Source organism: Paenibacillus glycanilyticus NBRC 16618 (assembly GCF_004000805.1).
GTDB classification, from domain to species: Bacteria; Bacillota; Bacilli; order Paenibacillales; family Paenibacillaceae; genus Pristimantibacillus; species Pristimantibacillus glycanilyticus.
The window spans coordinates 1-15,718 of the sequence record NZ_BILY01000026.1 but is presented as its reverse complement, the minus strand read 5'-3'; the positions used below and the strand labels follow the sequence as shown (position 1 = coordinate 15,718).

Genomic DNA, 15,718 nt, shown 5'->3' with positions numbered 1-15,718 from the left:
TTCTCATTTTTTCAGTGCGGCTTGAATGTGTTGGTTCAGCGCTGCTATATCGATAGAAGACGTTGGCTGATCCGATAATTTGAAGCTTTGCTTAAGCTTGACGATGCGATACACGCTGGCATCCAGAACAGACGGAGAGATTTCTCCGTTCTGCGCAGCTGCAGTCAGTGCATCGATAACGGTTTGCTGCTGAATGGGGTCATGCCCGACAAGAATGATATCCGCGCCGGCTTGCACGGCTTGTACGGAGGCTGGCCCGATTGGTTTAACCTTTCCTACGGCTCCCATTGTCATATCGTCCGTAATAACGACTCCGCCGAACTTAAGCTCCCCTCTCAAATAATCCTGGATAACCTTTTTTGACATAGAGGCTGGTGTGTTCGGATCAAGCTTGGTCATTAAAATATGCGCAACCATTACCATTGGCGCACCTTCCTTAATTGCCGAGCTGAACGGTACAAACTCAATGGAGCGGAGCCGTTCCAGATCATGATCGACAACAGGCAGACCGAGATGCGAATCAACGGAAGTGTCGCCATGTCCGGGAAAATGCTTGACCACCGGTATAACCCCTTCCGATTGGATGCCAAGCATCTCCTGCACGCCCATGCTGCTGACCAATTCTGCCGTGGTTCCGAAAGCGCGGTTGCCGATGACCGGATTTTTGGGATTTGTGTTGATATCCAGTACGGGTGCGAAATCGGTATTCAAGCCAATCGCTTTCACCGCTTCGCCTAATGCCATGCCCACCTGATGGGCATAGTGGGGATCGTTAGTCTTGCCGATCGTTCTGCTTGCCGGAAATGCCTTGATTTGCTTCGGCAACCGGGAGACCCGGCCTCCCTCCTGGTCCGTGCTCAAGAGAAGCGGAAGCTTTGCTCCGTTATCTTTATTCAATTGCTTTAGATCGTTAACCAGCTTAATTGTCTGAGATGCCGACGCGATATTATTGCTGTATAGAATAATTCCGCCAACATGGCTATCCTTGACTAGCTTGCTTATTTCGGGCTGTATTTCCATACCGTCCATCCCGACTAATATCATTTGCCCGATTTTTTCGGACAAGCTCATGGATGCTACAAGCTCGGCTATCGGATCGACAGGCTTTGGCGTCTCGCTGATTTCAGGCTGCTGTTGCTCTGCCGTCCCGCATCCGGTTAGAACGAGGAGCGTAAAAATTGTCGCGTAAAGCGTAAACATTCGAAAATATCGCATAGGATCCTCCTTTGGGCTTCTTAAGCAGTCGTCTTGAGGAACTTTAAATATGTACGCAAAACCGTTCGGAAACCGATTAGAAAGAGAAGCTAAGTTGTTTAGCTGCAACTTAGCTTCTTCCGATTATATCATGGCCGCTTGCCTGGCACGAATCTGTTCCCTGGCCTTTGGTATCATGTAAAATACTCGATCTTGGCTTCCGGAAAATGCTCGTTGATCCGTTTATAAAGAAATTCCTTGAGCGCGTTAGCTTGCTCATCGGGGTAAACGTATTTCCCCTGTCCCCAGCGGCCCCATTTGTATTTCCGCTTCTCTTCGTCCATTTCCAGCTTGGATTTGGGATAGCGCTGCTGAATGATATTTTTGGCTGTTTTCGTATAGCGATGCTGAATTAGCTCGAATGTCAGATCGGTGCATGCTTCCGGAGGAAGCGCTTGTTTTAATTGACTAATAAGTTCGGCGTAACCGTCTTCCCATCCTTCATGCCAAATGATCGGCGCAATAATAAATCCAAGCGGATAGCCCGCATGGGCAACCTTGCCAGCTGCGGTAATTCGCTCGTAGAACTTCGACGTGCCCGGTTCGAAATGCTTGATGACGTAGTCGGCGTTTACGCTGAAGCGAAACCGGGTATGCTTGTTATGCTTCGCATCCAGGAGCGGCTCGACATGATGGTATTTCGTGACAAAACGCAGCCGTCCAAGAGGCTGCTGCCCCATAAATTCGATGTATTCCTTCAGTGAGCCGGAAATATGCTCAAGGCCAACGGGATCGGAGGTACATGCTGCCTCGAAGCGGGTAATCTCCGGAGAGCGCTCCTCGATATATTGTTTAGCCTGGTTAAGAATATCGTCGGTGTTTACGTAGACGCGAATATACGGTTTCGCTCCAAGCGTTGTCTGCAGGTAGCAATAATGGCAATGCCCCATGCATCCCGTAGCAATCGGAATGGCATACTCGGCCGATGGCTTGGATTGGTCGAATTTTAACGTCTTCCGAATGCCCACGACGAGAGTACGCTTCGCAATCCTGTATTTCTCCAGATCGCTCTCCCCCGGCAAGTTCGTTATCCGGTTATGCGAGGTCGTCATTTGAATAGGAAGCCCTTGTTCTTTGGCCCATTCATGTATTCGTTGGCCTTTCGGATAGTTCAGCGCATCAGGCTCAAAATAAACAAGCTCCGGAACGAATACCTTCGTATCGCGTGCCGGCGGAGTCAATAACCCGGTTGAATTGGACAAATCAGCTCACCCCACTGTACGATTCATTTCGCGATCAACTTTAGGGTGGACGAAATCTTCAATTTCATACGAGTAAGCGCGTATCCGGTAACCTATAGTGCATAGATCTAAGGCTATACGCGCAAGATACAGCGTGGAACCTGATTAATGATTACGCAGAACCGGGGGATTGCCATGGCGGAAAAAAATATTCTCGCTTATTTCAAAAGTCCCGAGCAAGCAGAAAAAGCACTCGAGCAAATAAAAGCGTTAAAGCTTGTAGACAGCTCCATTAACCGGTTTGACGGATATCCGGGCGACGGATCGGACCGGATTCGCAACCCGATAACAGGCGATTTCCCCGGACTTGGTTACTTGACTCTGGGAGGGGATTTCTCTGATCGGGATGCCGCCATCCTTGCGGCAGCCAACGTTAGCGCAAGCGGCATGAGTTCCGGGGGACAGTCTGATGAAACAGCCGGACGCGACATTCTTCTCACTGTCGTTATCGATGAAGACGATTATGAACAAGCGGTAGCTATCGCGGAGAAGGCTGGCGCCCTTGTATAACGTGCAATAAAGGGATATTCCCGGTTGAGGAATATCCCTTTTTCCCGTTCAAATATGCAATACTTCTTGATTCAACGGTGACAGCGCATGCGACTCCTCGATGTGAATAAACGCATTGTATCTGTGAGGCAGAACAGATGGAACGTAATTCCCCCGCTCTCGCCGAGGATTATAGACAACACCTATCGCGCGGTGCCCAATCGGCTCCGATAGAGATAAATCTTGCTCATCGAACAGCAGGATTTTGTCAAAAGCGCCCGCTTGATGCATCAGGTCTTCCCAGCTGTCCTTACGGGCATCCGGCACGCTCATTGTTATCATCTCTCCGCCCCACTCATCCGAAGCAATAACGGTTCCCCTATGCGTGCCGAAACCGATGGCATAAACACGGTCTTCCCCGTATTTCTCCCGAACCAGCTGGCCGACGTTCACCATACCGTCTTCGAGCATATCCGTTGCGCGGGCGTCGCCGATATGAGTATTATGCTCCCACACAATAGCCTTGGCCCCTTGGCCGTGAAAGGCTTTGATTCTGTTCAGCGCTTCCACCATGTGCTGATCCCGAACGTTCCAGGATTCGGGTCCTCCACGCACCATCGACTGATAGTAACGCTCGGCGTTTACGGCTACGAGTGCGTTCAGCTCATCGCTGAGGAGCGCTTCGTCACGGTTGTCGCTCAGCTGTCTTTTCCTTTGAAGGTCTCTCAATAACTGCACAACTTCTTCTTCGCAGCTTTCGGATAAAAATGCAGCGGAAACCCCGTAGTTTTGCGGTTCGCGGTTATAAGGATCAAAGCAGGCAAACGCCTTGCGCGCCGTCTCCAGCTCCGGCGAGCCCGTTTGCTCCAAATGCTTCAAAATTTCGTCCATGGATTCCCACAAGCTGTATACGTCAATGCCATAAAAGCCAATCTTCGACTTCGAAGATAGAGAACGATTGTAATCATGAAGCCATTCCGTTAATTGCAAAATTTCTTCGTTAGCCCACATCCAGGTCGGCCAACGGTTATAGTCGCGGAGCGCCTCTCTCGGATTTGGAGCAGCGCCGTTGTACTGTTTTACATATCGATTGAGGGTATAACAGGAGGGCCAGTCCCCCTCCACCGCAATAAAAGAGAAACCTCTCTCGGCAATAAGTCTCTTGGACAACTCCGCTCTCCATGTATAAAACTCGGACGTCCCGTGAGAGGCTTCGCCCAATAATACAAAATCCGCATCTCCAATGGCTTGGATTAATGGGTCAAGATCCGCTGCGCTTCTTAGCGGGATTGAGGATTCTTTTATTTTATCCACTACACTTTCGCTGTTCGCCATGTTCGTTTATTCTCCTAACCCTAGAAATCGCAATAAGGTGCTATCTCATAGCGTTACCCGAAATGCGGTCATTATGTATCCCGGGCATAGGGTGCCAAACAAGCCAATCTATGAATTTTGCCTATCTTTAAAATCAGTAAAAAGCTACAGATCGTTAATCTGCAGCTTTTTGGCTAACGGTTTATTTTATGTTGATCAGGCAACGACCGTTATCGTTCCGTGGTACATGTACATTCCGCAATCAAATGGATACGACCCGGGCGATAAATGATCCAGCGTCGTGTAATTCTCCCCTTTTTTCAAATAAAGATCGAATCCGAGCTCATCCGAATCCACGCTTGTTATGCAGGTAAAAGAGGTATTCTTGACAAAGTTCAGCTTTACGGGAACTCCAGCCTTCACTTCAATTTTTGAAGGGTAAAAACCGTCCTTCTTGACTTGGATCGTAACCACCTGATAACCTTCCTGCATAGAAACGGCGGGTGCCTCCGCATTTGTTTTCGTGTTTGATGAGGAGAAGAAGAAGAAAAATAAAGCACATATCATAATTATCGCTACAACGAGCCACATGGTCGGGGATTTTAATATGCTGTTTTTCATAGAATGCACTCCTTTCCTTAGGTCGATTATACACGTTCAACATGACTTCATATGGCTGGCCATGTGGCTGTTCATTGAAGGAATCGTGAATATTTCATTACAAAAAAGCAGCTTCCGAAAAAAATCGGCAGCTGCTTTCCGTTATCGTCTGCTTATTAAGAGCAAGATAAACGAGATCACAATGATGGAGCCTGTCCATGCCCATGCCAGCGTTGTATTGCCGGAATCAACGGCTACATAGATGGCGGTAGGTATCGTTTGCGTCTTGCCCGGAATGTTCCCTGCTATCATCAGCGTAGCGCCAAACTCGCCTAATCCGCGTGCAAAACCAAGTATATATGCCGAAACAAGCGATCGGAATGCCAGCGGCAATGTTATGTGCCGGAAAACCTGCCATTCATTCGCCCCGATTGACCGTCCAGCCTCTTCCAATTTTTTATCGACGGATTGAAAGCCAACTTTCATGGTTTGATACACCAGCGGAAAAGAAACGACAACCGCGGCAATAACCGCTGCCCACCACGTGAAAATAACCGGAGCCGAGAACAGCCATTCGATCGCCCGCCCCAACCAGCTTCTCCTTCCCAATATCACAAGTAATAAAAAACCAACAACTGTTGGCGGAAGGACCAACGGCAGCATAAATACGGTTTCGATGAGTATCTTGCCTTTTAGCTTTGTCCGGGATATCCACCATGCTGCAGCTACCCCAAGAAACAGCACAAAAAGGCTCGAGAACAAGGCTACTTGTATGGATAGCCGGATAGGAAGCCAAAAATCATGCGCGCTAATCAACCTTCTCCTCCACTTTCTTTTATATCTAATCATAACGAAATCAATTTAAGTAGAACATTACCTAATATAAACGGTTCCACCGGGGATAGCAATAAACAGAGGTGATGGAGTCATCCATTCAAAGAACTCGAGAAATATTGGAGCAAATAAAAAGAAAGGAGACCCGTCGCTATGCCGGATCTCCTTCTATTTATTCAATTCTGTCGCTAAACCTGGTGCCAAGCTTCGATTAGTTCAAGCCGGCTTTTGTCAAGCCAAACGCAGCATCGGCGGAGCCGGGCTCTGTTCTGAAAGCAACGTTTGCACGGTTCCAGGCATTGATTGCCATGATCGAGTAAGTCAGGTCGGAGATTTCCTTCTCCGTGAATTGTTCGCGAACAAGGTTGTAGATCTCGTCGGATACGCCATGCTCCGGCAGTTTCGTCAAAACCTCGGTCCAAGCAAGCGCAGCTCTTTCCCGAGCGTCAAACAAGGTGGATTCTCTCCAGATAGCAAGATGGTAGAGACGCAATTCTCTCTCGCCGTGAATCTTAGCTTCTTTCACATGCATATCCAGGCAGAATCCGCAGCCGTTCATTTGGGAAGCTCTGATATGAACGAGATGGATAATCTTCGTTTCAATGGAGCTGGATTTCTCCGCATAGCTGAGCTCCATCATTTTTTTGGTAAACTCCGGCGACTGCTGCATATAATTTACGCGTTGTGTCATTTTGTGTTCCTCCTCAAATTTGTTGTGACGTTATTAAGACAATCGGAGGTTTTGTTTTGTGACAGCTCAAGCGAAAAAGTTTTAAGTGATGTGATATCAGATGGCCTTTGCTGTTACAAACCTAAATTTTCGATCCGGTTAAGCAAGCCCGTTATATCCGTAATCGTTTGTAGGATAGGCGAATTTTGAAGCTGGTCCAATGCGAGATGGCCATTAACCAGGGCGTCGTTGATCTCCTGCAGCAATACTTGATTTTTCTCGATTATTTGTTGATGCAAATCCTTTGCCATGGCGGGGGCGTCCATCAAATTAAACTGCTCAATATCCTCTTTTAACGCAACTAGCCGTTCCTCCAGCTGCCGCTTCGTTTCGGGATTAGTCGCCGCGTCTTGGATCATTTGCGGTGCTTGCTCCGCGAAATCCGTTAATCTATTGATATGCTCCTGTGCTGAATCCGCGTATTGAACGGTTTGGTTGGCGCTTTCAAACAAAGAACAAGCGCTTAGCGTCATGGATGAAACGACGAATAAGAGAATCATCAGCGTTCTCATTCAGCTGCCTCTTCCTTCCTGCATGTTTGATTTTTTTACTTTTTACGAATATGGAGGAAGAGGGTTTCATGAAACAGCCTCAAGGCGCGAATCCCGCGTCTTGAGGCTGTTAGCAGCTTTTAATTAATTCAAAATCACATCGCAAACCCACATAAGGACGCCTGCCGCGATATTGAACCACCCGATGAACCTCGAAATCTTCCATTCCTTTTTCTTCTTTTTATCCTTACCCAGATCACTTGCATCAATGTAAATGATAAGCAGCCCGCTTATGATATACAATGTGATTGCGTAGTACAGATAGCCTATCGTGTAACCGCCAAGCATCCGTAATCCCTTCCTCGCCAATCAGGATATTAAACGCCTTTCATTCCGATCCTGCGCACCTTCAACGTTACTTTGATATCAAAAGTACAGTTCCGGTACATTTTGCCCCATTCCTCTGCCGTCTTGATCCGTTTATTCCAATAATGAGGCTTTTTGGCCCTTACGATTTCGCCGAATCCGAAATAATCCGAACCTTTCTCTTGCGAATCCTTGATGAGCTTGTAATAGGATTTGACGGCATCTTCGGTTTGCTTCTCCTCAATCATTCTCAGAACTTCCGGATTATTGATCTGAATTTCGTCGCTTAGCTTTCCTTCCACGTTAAGCTCAATTCCCATATCAATGGTGAAATGGGGAATACCGTCCTTGATTTGCACCTTTATTTTTGAACGGCGGTGTGTTGCGGTCGTCATGATCGTCTGTTCCGGATTGCTCAGTTGAACAAATACTCTGTAGCCCGCGGGATTTATCCCTTTAATCCCCAGATAACCCGCAATTTCCAGGGGTTTGGTAACCCCGACCATTTGGTCTCCTACAAAATAAGCTAAACCTTTAATCTCCACATTCTCTTCTTTTTTGATCTCGACATAGGGTAAAAAGCCTTCCTGTCCCTTCTTGGAAACGTTGCTCCAGAAAATGCCGATATAATCCTTCGGAAATTTCCCCATTCGAATGCCTTCATCCAGCGTTGACATTAAATAAAGGGTTGGAACCCGCTCTAGTGGCGGAGCAGCTAGCATAAGCTTTCGTGCTTGTCCTTTCGCCACCATCATCCACGCCATTCGGCGGACTTCGGAATTGCGGCGAAAATAATCATTTATATTTTCAAGACCATTTCTTGCCACGGCTTCGGATATAACAATAACGCGAAGATGACCGAAAAAGAGCTTGCTGGATACCTGCTGCTGCAAATTCATAATCGCATCGTCCAAGCTATGTCCAACAACGTCGATCACCCATACCGTTTTTCCAACGGAGCCTCCTCCGCCTCCTCCGCTCTCGCCGGGACCTAACGGAATTCTTCCGGGTAGCGCAATCTGAACAGCAACGCGCACCATCCCTTTCTCCGGGGTCGGAATCGTTCCGCGTAAATGGGAGATTTCGTCTTCTTCTTTTTCCGCCGTTTCCATGTTTACCTTATCGATAGATACCCCAAGTACAACGGCCCGTTCCTCGATTTCCAGCCTGTCCCAGCATCCGGTAAGAAACGGCACAGCAAGCATAATCGCACAAAGGGTTCTAATGATTTTGATCCACATTCTTGTTGTCAGCAACAGGGTTCCCCCTCTTCTTGCGAAGAATCGAAACGATCAGCAATAAACCCGGATACGCAATGGTAATAATCAATCCAATGCGGCCGACATTCTCTATAATCTCGTACATTTGAATAATGTTCTGAGGCACCATGGCCATTACAAAAACAAAAGGCAAAATGAAATAGGAAAAGAGCTTATGCTCTTTCAAGCGGAACAGATGACTCATTGAATAAATCGTAAAGAAATAACTGGAGAACAGCGTTGTAAACACGGCCGTCACCCATACGGCGAGAAAAGCGGCATCCATCCGCTCCAAAATGTTAGCGGGCAATGACGTTGCCTTGGCAAGCTCCAAAGTCGGCCATAGAAGCTTTTTTATCTCCTCCGAACCAAACACGCTTATCGTGGCCGCCACGATAATAACATAGAGGCCTCCGGCAACCAGCATGCCCCAAAAGCTAGCCTTCATCGCCTTCCCCGGGTGCTTCATACTCGGGATTACGGCCGTCAATACGAACGCCCCCTGGAAAAGGGCGGCAATCGTTAGCGTCCCCTTTAGCATTCCGCCAGGCTCATTGCCCCAGATTGGCAGCAGATTAATCACTTCCGCATTTTTTAGGGACAAAGCGGCAATGACGAGAGCAGGGACTAACAAAAACGGAAAGTAAAACGTATGGATATGGGCGAAGGTGGTAATTCCGTGCCGAGTAGATATAGCTGCGAGAAGCAGCATGACGATAACCGTAACTTCAACCGGAGTTGATTTTAAAACCGATGTAACGACGACTTCACCAAATTCCCGTGCGGTTAACGAGGTTAGTACCGCAAAGAAGATAATGATAAACAGGCTCCCTATCCAGGCGAGCCACTTGCCGATAATCCTTTCGCTATAGTGAATAATTGTCTCATTGGGGAACCGCATGCCAAGCCAAGTCACTAGACTTAACCCGACAAAAGCAAGCAGCATAGCCATAAAGGTGACAAGAGGCCCTCCAGAGTCGGCAGCGCGTACCGCAAATAGCGGCAGCGCGAGCACGCCTACGCCAATAATGGTGCTGACTAGAACTGCGGCTGCCTGTATGACTGTAATCTGGCGGGTCTCCATCTAACGATTCCTCCTACTCACTCTTATCATTTAAAGGATCCAACACGTTCTTTGACGTTTTTTTGAGCTCGTCAAACTTTGACTCCGATACCCTTGTTTCTTCGACCGGATCCAGAAAAGCAGGTCGTTTGTTCATCAGCCACAACGGCCCTCTGATCAATAGATCCTTCAAGCCTTGAAAGTCAACCGGAATAAGCGGGCTGAGGTATGGAACGCCGAAAGACTTCAGGGACAAGAGATGGTTTGCAATTAAGATCAATCCGATCATTACCCCGTAAAGTCCAAAGGTCCCGGCTAATATAATGAGCGGAAAACGAAGCAGCCGCAGCGCAAGGGCTGCGTTATAGGCCGGTGTAGCAAATGATCCTATTGTCGTTAAAGCAATGATAACTACCGTAATAGGGCTCGCGAATCCGGCCGCTACGGCGGCTTGACCAACAACCAATACGCCGACAATCGAAAGGGCTCCGCCAACTTGCTGCGGTAATCGGATCGTGGCCTCCCTAAGGACTTCCATGGAAATCTCGATAATGATGACCTCGATAACGGCCGGAAACGGTACGCCTGCTCGTCCTCCCGCTACGGCTACCGCAAAATCGGTCGGAATGAGCTCCGGATTGTAAGAAATAATCGAGACGTACAAGGACGGAAAAACCAACGAAAAAACAAGGGCGATCAGTCTGGCAAAACGGATCGAGCTCATCAGTAGAAATCGTTCCGTGTAATCCTCAACCGTCTGATAAAACTGGTTGAACACCGTAGGCACAACCAACGCCAATGGCGAACCGTCTACAAGAATAGAAACCCTTCCTTCTGCCAAATTTGCAACCACTTTATCCGGCCTTTCGGTATATTGAACTTGAGGGAACGGTGAATAATGATTATCTTCGATAAACTGCTCCAGATAGCCGGAATCCAGCACCGTATCGATATCGATTTTGGAAAGACGATTATGAACCTCTTCCACCAATGCCGGATTGGTAATACCATCCATGTAACAGACGGCTACCTTTGATTTGGTTCTGCGGCCAATCTCCATGGTCTGTATGCGGAGATCCGGAGACTGGAGCCGGTAGCGGATTAAGGAGATATTGGTGCCAAGCGGCTCTATGAAGCCTTCGCGGGGCCCTCTGATAACCTGCTCGGTTGCAGGCTGTTCGATGGAACGTTTTTCAACGGATCGCGTCGTAATGATGATGGATTCCTTCATCCCGTCAACGGCAATGACCGTATCCCCCCGCAAAATGCATTCTACAAGCGCGGTTAATTCGCCCTGCAGGCTGCTTTTGCTGTGATAGAGAGAGTCATTCATGATTACGTCGGATAACTGATTAGTTTCGATGGATCTCCCAATAAGATGCGGCGGCGTATACATCAGCGCTTTCATAATATCCGAATTGACGCTGTCTTGATTGACCATGCAGGAAAAGAACATAATGGCAGCGGGAAACTGGCCAAATACGTTGAATTTACGGACCGTAAAATCTTCGTTTATACCCAAAATTCCGTCTAAAAAAGCAATGGTGTCGCCTAAGCTTCCGGATACTTGTTGTCCCTTGTATTTATCCATCGTTGTGCTTGGGCTTGGCATAAGCAGCTTCGCGTTTAATCTTCTGACTTTTCTTGTTGGCATTCCATCACCTGCTACTCACCATAATCTGACTTTATGCTTTCTCAGGTTTTACCAATGCGATGGAAATTATGCGTGTCCTTATCGTTCAGGCGGCATACATAAAGAAAGCAGCCGCCAATGCTTGGCAGCTGCTTCTACGAGATTAATGCTGTTCTAGCCTACATCCCAACGATGTCTAAACTTGGTCAGATTCGGATGTGCATCCGGAGGCGGTTCCGTGATGATCAAGCGAATCTTGCCGATCCATTCCTCGAAGGAATGATACGAAGCAAAAGCGTTGGCCGTCTCCGGCGAAACGTACAGGAAGAGCGGCGGCGGATATGCTTCCATCAGATGACGGATAGCCGCTTCGATAGGCGTATATTTCTTGCGCTTTCCTTCCCAATTCTCAATCGCAATCATACCTTCTTCCCCGTGTTCCCTTCTCCAGTCGAATAGGAAGTCCTCCCGCTTGTAATAAGGCTCGATAGGACGTTTCCACATGCGTCTTGCCGTTTCTTCATGGAGCGGATAGAGGACAAGCTTGGCAAACGACCTTGCCTTAGCTAACGCAGCCGCTTGTTCCAGCTGCCGTTCAGACACATCCTGGAACGTGTCGTAATACGCCAGCGTCCCCTTTCGGGTGTCCGGCTCTTCAACGTGGCCAAATGGCACCGTTCGGTTCCCTCGATCCATCGACATCCTCCCTAGTCTTCATTTTGTATCATAGTATTGGTTTATTGATCCTTTTTCATTTCCTGCTGCTTCGTTAACAAGTTTGTTTCTTCCTCAATGCGGCTCACGTCAATCCGTTCAAACAAGATACTCAGATCCTTGATTTTGCGGTTTGCGGGAACGGAAGCCGGCGTCCATCCCGGTTGATCAAGCGTCAGGAAGTTTCTTATTTTGTCGCAGGCAAAAGGAATAAAAGGGTTTAACAATTGAGCCAGATTGGCAATGATCTGAACCGATGCATGAAGCGTATTCCCGCATGCCGCTTTATCTTCCTTGATTTGAAGCCATGGCTTCTGTTCGTCGAAATACTTATTGGCCCGGCGTACGCAAGCGAATATCAGCTCAATGGCTTCTTTCATATGCCCTTCTTCTATTAAAGCTCCGCTTCTAGTATAACAGTCGCCGATCGTCTGCTTCCATTCATCGTTTAGATGACCCTCCGGAACAAGGCCTTCAAACGATTTCTCGATAAAAGACAACGTACGATTGACGAAATTCCCAAATGCGCCAAGCAATTCGCCGTTATGGCTATGAATGAATTCCCGCCAAGAGAAGTCCGTATCCCGGTTCTCGGGTCCATTGGCAATCAGAAAGTAACGGATGGAATCCGGCTGATACCGGCTTAGAATGTCCGGAACCCAGACTGCCCAGTTGTTGCTCGTGGAGAACTTCTTTCCTTCCAAGGTCATATATTCGCAGGAAATAATCCGGTCCGGCAGATGCAGACCGCGTGCACCCATCAGCAACGCCGGCCAAATGACCGTATGGAAAGGTACATTGTCTTTGCCGTGCACGTAATAGGCCGTGATAGGCTCCTCGCCTTCCTGCCAGAACAACTCCCAACTTCCTCCCGTTTGCTCAGCCCACTGCTTGCTTGCCGACAGATAGCCGCTGACGGCTTCTATCCAGACGTAGATTTTTTTATCCTCGAAGCCTTGGACGGGAACATCCACTCCCCAGGTTAAATCCCTCGTAACCGCACGGTCTTGCAGTCCTTCCTTCAGATACCTTCCGGTTATCCGAACCGCATTGTCTTTCCAGCCGCGAGCCTGCTCTACATACTCCGTCAGAATATCCTGAAAGCGGGAAAGCTCCAAATAATAATGCTCGGTGGGACGTTCTACCGGGGGATTGCCGCATATCTTACAGGTCTTATCCGTCAGGTCGGCAGGATCCAATAAAGTGGAGCAATAATCGCATTGATCTCCCCGCGCTCGGTTTCCGCAAACCGGGCAAGTGCCTTCTACATAACGGTCGGGCAAAAATCTGCGGTCCGTCTCGCAATAGGTTTGTAGAATCGTTTTCTTGTACAAGTATCCGTTCTCCAATAAGCTTAAAAACAACTCTTTTACAACCTTATGATGAAACTCCTGGTCCGTTCTCGTATACAGGTCATACGTAAACCCCAGCTTCCGAAAGCATTCCGTAAATTCCCGGTGATACCGATCCGCTATATCCCCCGGCGATACGCCTTCCTTTAGCGCTTGCACCGCAACCGGCGTGCCATGGCAGTCACTGCCCGAAACATACAGAACCGGATTGCCTTTCGCCCGGTAATAGCGGGCCAGCACATCTCCCGGCAGCAAGCTTGCGAGCCGACCCAGATGCAGCGATCCATTCGCATACGGCCAGGCGCCGCCAATAAAAATAGGGTTCATGATGCTTCCTCCTTCATTCATTTATAAAGAAATGAATACAAAAAAGCTCCCATCCCGAAGGGACGAGAGTTATCCTCGCGCGATTATCTGAATATTCAAGTTATTCGAATTATATTGGATATCATTACCACTGTCAATCATTCCCCGCAAGCTAGTCTGGTATTGTCACTATAGTTACGATATGGTAAGTTAATACAACTACCCGAGACCGGCAGCTATGCTGATTGTCAAGAAAGGATGAATCTCATGTTCAAGCTGCTCAGTAGAAGCATCCGCGACTTCCGCGCAGCGTATCCGCAGCTCTTATTGTTTGAATATTTATTTATGCTGGTAACCAGCGTTATCATTATTCCCATTATTACCCTAATCTTCAGCCGTATCCTGACCGTTCTAGGATCCGGTTCGCTTATGAACGACGATGTCGTTCAGCTCGGCTTAAGCTGGCAGAGCATGGTTGGACTTACCGCAATTGCCCTAGTCGCATCCTATGCGATATTTATCGAGCTGTGCGTTCTTATTATTCTGGTTCAACAACGTTATTTCGGCAACCGAATTGCTATTACGGACGCCCTTCTTACCGCGCTTCGTCAGACGCCGAGTCTACTCGGCTTCGGTACCGTGCAGCTGCTAGTCTTGCTGCTCGTGCTGATTCCGTTCGTCGATTCGCCGATGTCGGAATCGTTCTATGCGTTGTTTAATGTCCCCATCGTACTCGAACGCAGCGTCATGAACCTGTCCGTCGTCATGTCCATTGTCTACGTGCTTATCTTGATTGCTGCCATCTATTTGGTGCTTAGATGGATTTTTGTGCTGCATTATATCGTACTCGAGGGACATTCGATCAGCCGCGCAATCCGGAGCAGTCTGGATCTGACAAGGGGCAAGCATTTCAAGGTGCTCACCTCGTTATTCTTAATAAATGCGATTGTTATCGGTACAGGCTTTGCGACGCTTTCGTCAGTCTCCTTATTGCCTCATTGGCTGAATCACAATGTGCTGAAGGCGTTCTCCGATCATTATTCGTTAACGCTGTCCACTATTCTTACGTACATGTTGACGCTGGCAATCATGCCTCTCAACATTATCGTTCTGACCCGGTTATTCTACGTGCTCAAACGCGAAAACGGACAGCATTTGCAAGATAATCTGAAGTTGTATCGCAGCACAATCGGACGATTCGAAGACGCGGTTTCCGGGATGATGAAGCGGTTCACTCACAAACGGGCCTTATTCGCCTTTTTAGCCGTTGTTTATGTAAGCCTTGCCTTATTTGTTGGTCTAAAAGCTAGCAGCCATTTGGTCTATGCCAAATGGAGCGTCCTTATCTCCGCGCATCGCGGCGACACGGAGAACGCTCCTGAAAACTCGCTGCCGGGCATTCATAGTGCCATCAACAAGGGGATTCAATCGGTTGAAATCGACATACAATTAACCAAAGACAACGTTGCCGTCTTGAATCACGATGCTACTCTTAACCGGATGGCCGGTGTGAACAAGTCCGTTAATGAATTAACTTACGAGGAAATAAGCAAGCTATCCATCGGACAAGATGCGGATGGCGTCCCAATTCCCGTCGTTACGCTAGAGCAGGTATTAACGGAAGCAAAAGGAAGGATTAAGCTGCTGCTGGATTTGAAGCCCCATGGAGCAAGCGAACCTCTCGTACGGGAAGTGATCCGCTTGATCCATGCCAACGAGATGGAGAATGAAGTCTATATCCAATCATTCGACAGCAACATGCTGCGGCAAATCCGCGAGCTGTCTCCGGATATCCGCATCGGGCAGATCATGTATTTCGCCGTTGGCAATCTCTCTTCGTTAGACGTTGACTTCTATACGGTTGAACAGGTAATGGTAACGAAACAGCTCGTCGACCGAGCGCATGCTTCCGGACGGGAGGTATGGGTGTGGACGGTAAACGGTCGTCACAACTTGAAGGAAATGCTTAAATTTCAGGTGGACGGTCTGATTACGGATACCCCTACTCTTGCGCAATCCATGATTGGCCTCGATTTATAACTCGATTTTCAATACAAGAAAAAGCCGCGATA

The 15,718-nt window shown here is 48.1% G+C and carries 15 protein-coding genes; 2 read left to right on the top strand and 13 right to left on the bottom strand.

Annotated features, from left to right (window positions below; all coding sequences use genetic code 11):
• Positions 1 to 3: 3 nt before the first annotated feature.
• Together nagZ and splB are read right to left on the bottom strand one after the other, a co-directional pair.
• Positions 4 to 1,215, bottom strand: a complete 1,212-nt coding sequence (nagZ, locus tag PGL01S_RS19670) for a beta-N-acetylhexosaminidase (protein ID WP_127496286.1) — start codon at positions 1,213 to 1,215, stop codon at positions 4 to 6.
• Between the two features lie 173 nt (positions 1,216 to 1,388).
• The gene (splB, locus tag PGL01S_RS19665) at positions 1,389 to 2,456 is read right to left on the bottom strand and encodes a spore photoproduct lyase (protein WP_127496285.1); all 1,068 of its coding nucleotides are present in this window, start codon (positions 2,454 to 2,456) and stop codon (positions 1,389 to 1,391) included.
• A 174-nt stretch (positions 2,457 to 2,630) separates the two neighbouring features.
• Between splB and PGL01S_RS19660 the strand changes: the two genes are divergently transcribed.
• Complete coding sequence (locus PGL01S_RS19660) at positions 2,631 to 3,005, top strand: hypothetical protein (RefSeq protein WP_127496284.1); 375 nt, start codon at positions 2,631 to 2,633, stop codon at positions 3,003 to 3,005.
• Between the two features lie 48 nt (positions 3,006 to 3,053).
• On the opposite strand, the gene PGL01S_RS19655 is transcribed toward PGL01S_RS19660, so the two are convergent.
• The 11 genes from PGL01S_RS19655 to metG form a co-directional block, all read right to left on the bottom strand.
• A complete protein-coding gene (locus PGL01S_RS19655) occupies positions 3,054 to 4,319 on the bottom strand; it encodes an erythromycin esterase family protein (RefSeq protein ID WP_127496283.1) in 1,266 nt (421 codons plus the stop codon).
• A gap of 195 nt (positions 4,320 to 4,514) precedes the next feature.
• Positions 4,515 to 4,865 (bottom strand): cupredoxin domain-containing protein, encoded by a 351-nt coding sequence (locus PGL01S_RS19650; RefSeq protein WP_244935673.1) that lies wholly within the window; start codon positions 4,863 to 4,865, stop codon positions 4,515 to 4,517.
• A 195-nt stretch (positions 4,866 to 5,060) separates the two neighbouring features.
• Positions 5,061 to 5,747 (bottom strand): molybdate ABC transporter permease subunit, encoded by a 687-nt coding sequence (modB, locus tag PGL01S_RS19645; RefSeq protein ID WP_127496281.1) that lies wholly within the window; start codon positions 5,745 to 5,747, stop codon positions 5,061 to 5,063.
• Between the two features lie 196 nt (positions 5,748 to 5,943).
• Positions 5,944 to 6,423, bottom strand: coding sequence for a carboxymuconolactone decarboxylase family protein (locus tag PGL01S_RS19640; RefSeq protein ID WP_127496280.1), 480 nt, complete (start codon positions 6,421 to 6,423; stop codon positions 5,944 to 5,946).
• Positions 6,424 to 6,536: 113 nt separating this feature from the next.
• Positions 6,537 to 6,974, bottom strand: coding sequence for a DUF6376 family protein (locus PGL01S_RS19635; RefSeq protein WP_127496279.1), 438 nt, complete (start codon positions 6,972 to 6,974; stop codon positions 6,537 to 6,539).
• Between the two features lie 123 nt (positions 6,975 to 7,097).
• Entirely contained in the window at positions 7,098 to 7,301 is a 204-nt protein-coding gene (locus PGL01S_RS19630) for a CLC_0170 family protein (protein ID WP_127496278.1), read from the bottom strand.
• Positions 7,302 to 7,330: 29 nt separating this feature from the next.
• Positions 7,331 to 8,575, bottom strand: a complete 1,245-nt coding sequence (locus PGL01S_RS19625; protein WP_127496277.1) for a Ger(x)C family spore germination protein — start codon at positions 8,573 to 8,575, stop codon at positions 7,331 to 7,333.
• Entirely contained in the window at positions 8,541 to 9,662 is a 1,122-nt protein-coding gene (locus PGL01S_RS19620) for a GerAB/ArcD/ProY family transporter (protein ID WP_127496276.1), read from the bottom strand. The genes PGL01S_RS19625 and PGL01S_RS19620 overlap by 35 nt, the downstream gene beginning before the upstream one ends.
• A gap of 13 nt (positions 9,663 to 9,675) precedes the next feature.
• Positions 9,676 to 11,295 carry a spore germination protein gene (locus PGL01S_RS19615; RefSeq protein WP_127496275.1) on the bottom strand — a complete coding sequence of 540 codons (1,620 nt, stop codon included), beginning with the start codon at positions 11,293 to 11,295 and terminating at the stop codon, positions 9,676 to 9,678.
• A gap of 153 nt (positions 11,296 to 11,448) precedes the next feature.
• Positions 11,449 to 11,970, bottom strand: a complete 522-nt coding sequence (locus PGL01S_RS19610; protein WP_127496273.1) for a hypothetical protein — start codon at positions 11,968 to 11,970, stop codon at positions 11,449 to 11,451.
• A gap of 41 nt (positions 11,971 to 12,011) precedes the next feature.
• Entirely contained in the window at positions 12,012 to 13,667 is a 1,656-nt protein-coding gene (gene metG / locus PGL01S_RS19605) for a methionine--tRNA ligase (protein WP_127496272.1), read from the bottom strand.
• Positions 13,668 to 13,913: 246 nt separating this feature from the next.
• Here metG and PGL01S_RS19600 point away from each other — a divergent pair, with 246 nt between their 5' ends.
• Positions 13,914 to 15,686, top strand: coding sequence for a glycerophosphodiester phosphodiesterase (locus tag PGL01S_RS19600; protein WP_127496271.1), 1,773 nt, complete (start codon positions 13,914 to 13,916; stop codon positions 15,684 to 15,686).
• Positions 15,687 to 15,718: the final 32 nt, after the last annotated feature.

What these genes read in the sequence shown, in the direction of transcription:
- nagZ (WP_127496286.1), bottom strand. Translation starts at nt 1,215, where the DNA reads ATGCGATATTTTCGAATGTTTACGCTTTACGCGACAATTTTTACGCTC.
- PGL01S_RS19660 (WP_127496284.1), top strand. Translation starts at nt 2,631, where the DNA reads ATGGCGGAAAAAAATATTCTCGCTTATTTCAAAAGTCCCGAGCAAGCA.
- PGL01S_RS19655 (WP_127496283.1), bottom strand. Translation starts at nt 4,319, where the DNA reads ATGGCGAACAGCGAAAGTGTAGTGGATAAAATAAAAGAATCCTCAATC.
- PGL01S_RS19650 (WP_244935673.1), bottom strand. Translation starts at nt 4,865, where the DNA reads ATGATATGTGCTTTATTTTTCTTCTTCTTCTCCTCATCAAACACGAAA.
- modB (WP_127496281.1), bottom strand. Translation starts at nt 5,747, where the DNA reads ATGATTAGATATAAAAGAAAGTGGAGGAGAAGGTTGATTAGCGCGCAT.
- PGL01S_RS19640 (WP_127496280.1), bottom strand. Translation starts at nt 6,423, where the DNA reads ATGACACAACGCGTAAATTATATGCAGCAGTCGCCGGAGTTTACCAAA.
- PGL01S_RS19635 (WP_127496279.1), bottom strand. Translation starts at nt 6,974, where the DNA reads ATGAGAACGCTGATGATTCTCTTATTCGTCGTTTCATCCATGACGCTA.
- PGL01S_RS19630 (WP_127496278.1), bottom strand. Translation starts at nt 7,301, where the DNA reads ATGCTTGGCGGTTACACGATAGGCTATCTGTACTACGCAATCACATTG.
- PGL01S_RS19620 (WP_127496276.1), bottom strand. Translation starts at nt 9,662, where the DNA reads ATGGAGACCCGCCAGATTACAGTCATACAGGCAGCCGCAGTTCTAGTC.
- PGL01S_RS19615 (WP_127496275.1), bottom strand. Translation starts at nt 11,295, where the DNA reads ATGCCAACAAGAAAAGTCAGAAGATTAAACGCGAAGCTGCTTATGCCA.
- PGL01S_RS19610 (WP_127496273.1), bottom strand. Translation starts at nt 11,970, where the DNA reads ATGGATCGAGGGAACCGAACGGTGCCATTTGGCCACGTTGAAGAGCCG.
- metG (WP_127496272.1), bottom strand. Translation starts at nt 13,667, where the DNA reads ATGAACCCTATTTTTATTGGCGGCGCCTGGCCGTATGCGAATGGATCG.
- PGL01S_RS19600 (WP_127496271.1), top strand. Translation starts at nt 13,914, where the DNA reads ATGTTCAAGCTGCTCAGTAGAAGCATCCGCGACTTCCGCGCAGCGTAT.